3 protein-coding genes are annotated in these 1,936 nt (G+C 45.6%); all 3 read right to left on the reverse strand.

Annotation, left to right across the window (positions count from 1 at the left end; translation table 11 throughout):
- Positions 1–99: 99 nt before the first annotated feature.
- Entirely contained in the window at positions 100–1,458 is a 1,359-nt protein-coding gene (gene nifE / locus WA010_RS02585; protein ID WP_422555617.1) for a nitrogenase iron-molybdenum cofactor biosynthesis protein NifE, read from the reverse strand.
- A gap of 56 nt (positions 1,459–1,514) precedes the next feature.
- Complete coding sequence (locus WA010_RS02590; RefSeq protein WP_422555618.1) at positions 1,515–1,727, reverse strand: hypothetical protein; 213 nt, start codon at positions 1,725–1,727, stop codon at positions 1,515–1,517.
- A gap of 12 nt (positions 1,728–1,739) precedes the next feature.
- Positions 1,740–1,936, reverse strand: a 197-nt coding sequence (locus tag WA010_RS02595; RefSeq protein WP_422555619.1) for a hypothetical protein, incomplete at its 5' end; no start/stop codon positions are given.

A 1,936-nucleotide genomic window follows, 5' to 3' on the forward strand; every position in this document is an offset into this window, starting at 1 on the left:
AACCTTTTTACAAAAAGAAGGCTGTCATGAAATCCAAGGCTATTACTATTCTAAACCGCTTAGCCTTGATGAGTTAAAAGCGTTTATGGATCAGACGCTCTAAATTTCCCACGGTGCCGCGCGACCAACATTGGCAAAAACGGGATTACGGAACGCATATTTCAGATCTTCTGCCAAATTCAGTAATCCGTTGTATCCGCCGTAGCTCGTTTTTTTCTCCTGATTGACATCGATAAATGAGATCTTTTTTTTGATCGCGGTGTAAAGGCTTCGTCCTCCTGCGAGGAGGATATGCGCACCCGTCTGGTCGATGATTTTCCCCTGCTCGGAAGCGGGTTTCGTCATCAATACCCCATTCTCACCCAGATATTCACGTGCTTTATCGATGTCATCCTGCGTCGATTTCGCCACACTTGTTGCCACCACTTCGATCCCTAAATCCTGTAATCCCGAAGCAATAGACCACGCTTTATTTCCACCCGTATTGAGAACCGCTTTTTTTCCTGCAAATAATTCGCGATACGGTGTCAATGCCATCTCAAGATTAGCTTCGGCCTCTGCGATGACCGCTTCGGCTCGTGCTATGAGTTCAGGGCACCCTAATGCATTAACGATTTCACGAATCGCAAATGTCGTATCACGTTTACCGTAAAACGAGACCGAAATCCACGGTATCCCATACTGCTCATTCATTTTTCGCGTTAGTGTGATTAGAGATTTGGCACAAACGATCACATTGAGTTTCGCCCGATGAGCTGTGCGGATATCGCCGACACGCCCGTCTCCACTCATGGAACTCAAAACACGGATACCGATCTTTTCAAACAACGGCAAATACTGCCACATATCGCCCGTTACGTTGTAATCGCCAATGAGATTGATGTCGTAGGGGGTTGTAAATTCGGGTTCTTTGGTACCGATCAGATGTTCCAACACAGCCTCCCCAGCAAGGCGTGAACCGAGGTTTTTGCTTCCGACAAATCCTGCGGCATGGACGGGAACAACCGGTATACCGTGTTTTTCGCTTCCGAGCTTGCAGGTCATATCGATGTCGTCTCCCACCAATGCCGTCACACACGTCGAATAGACAAAAATTGCTTCAGGCGTATAGTGTTCCATTATATAATCGATCGAATCACTCAGCCGTTTATCACCGCCAAAGATGACATCATTGGTATTTATCCCCGTGGTGAATCCCATTTGTGTATGGTCCACACCCGTATACGACGTTTTTGTTTCACGTGTCTCCCATGAAGAACCAAGACATGTTTGAGGACCATGAACCAAGTGTACCGCATCAGCATACGGAAAAAGGGAGATTTGTGCACCGTCAAATGCACATCCCCCTGCGGCAAGCCCCGGTTTCGGCTTATCACACCCTTCTCCTGGTTTTTTATCTTTGCTATGGGAGCAAGCGCTCTCATTCATGAGTTCTTTGATTTTTGCACGGCTGACCATAGACTACTCCTATGTGTGGTATAACATAAAACATGCATTAAGCGTGCGAGAAGCACTTAATAGCTTCCCTCACCTACGGTGATGACATAATTGTCATCCACCTCTACAACACCAAATGCGTGTTGTCCACAAAAGCTTTCATTCATCTCTTGCGCCCATGCACGTGCGATTCGCATTGCGTCTTCTTTGTCATTTAACGTTTTGATTTGAGGCATTTTTTTTCGTATCGCACATTTACAGAGCTTTTCAACCACTACATGATGTTCCATAATTTCCCCCTTTTAATGTCCGGATTTGCATCCACAGCCACCGCCAACCATGCCGATAACAAAATTGTCATTCACTTCAACCAGTTGAAACTCATGTTTACCACAAAAATTTCCATTCATATAAGCTAGTTTGGTTTCTGCTTCTGCTTGTGCGCCCTCTTTTGAATCAAATGTGGTGATTTGAGACATTTCCTCTTTCTTTGCACAAC

Source organism: Sulfuricurvum sp., assembly GCF_049305995.1.
In the GTDB taxonomy this organism is placed as follows: Bacteria; Campylobacterota; Campylobacteria; order Campylobacterales; family Sulfurimonadaceae; genus Sulfuricurvum.

Bases quoted from the DNA above. Each gene is read 5' to 3' on its own strand.
- nifE (WP_422555617.1), bottom strand. From the start codon at position 1,458: ATGGTCAGCCGTGCAAAAATCAAAGAACTCATGAATGAGAGCGCTTGC.
- WA010_RS02590 (WP_422555618.1), bottom strand. From the start codon at position 1,727: ATGGAACATCATGTAGTGGTTGAAAAGCTCTGTAAATGTGCGATACGA.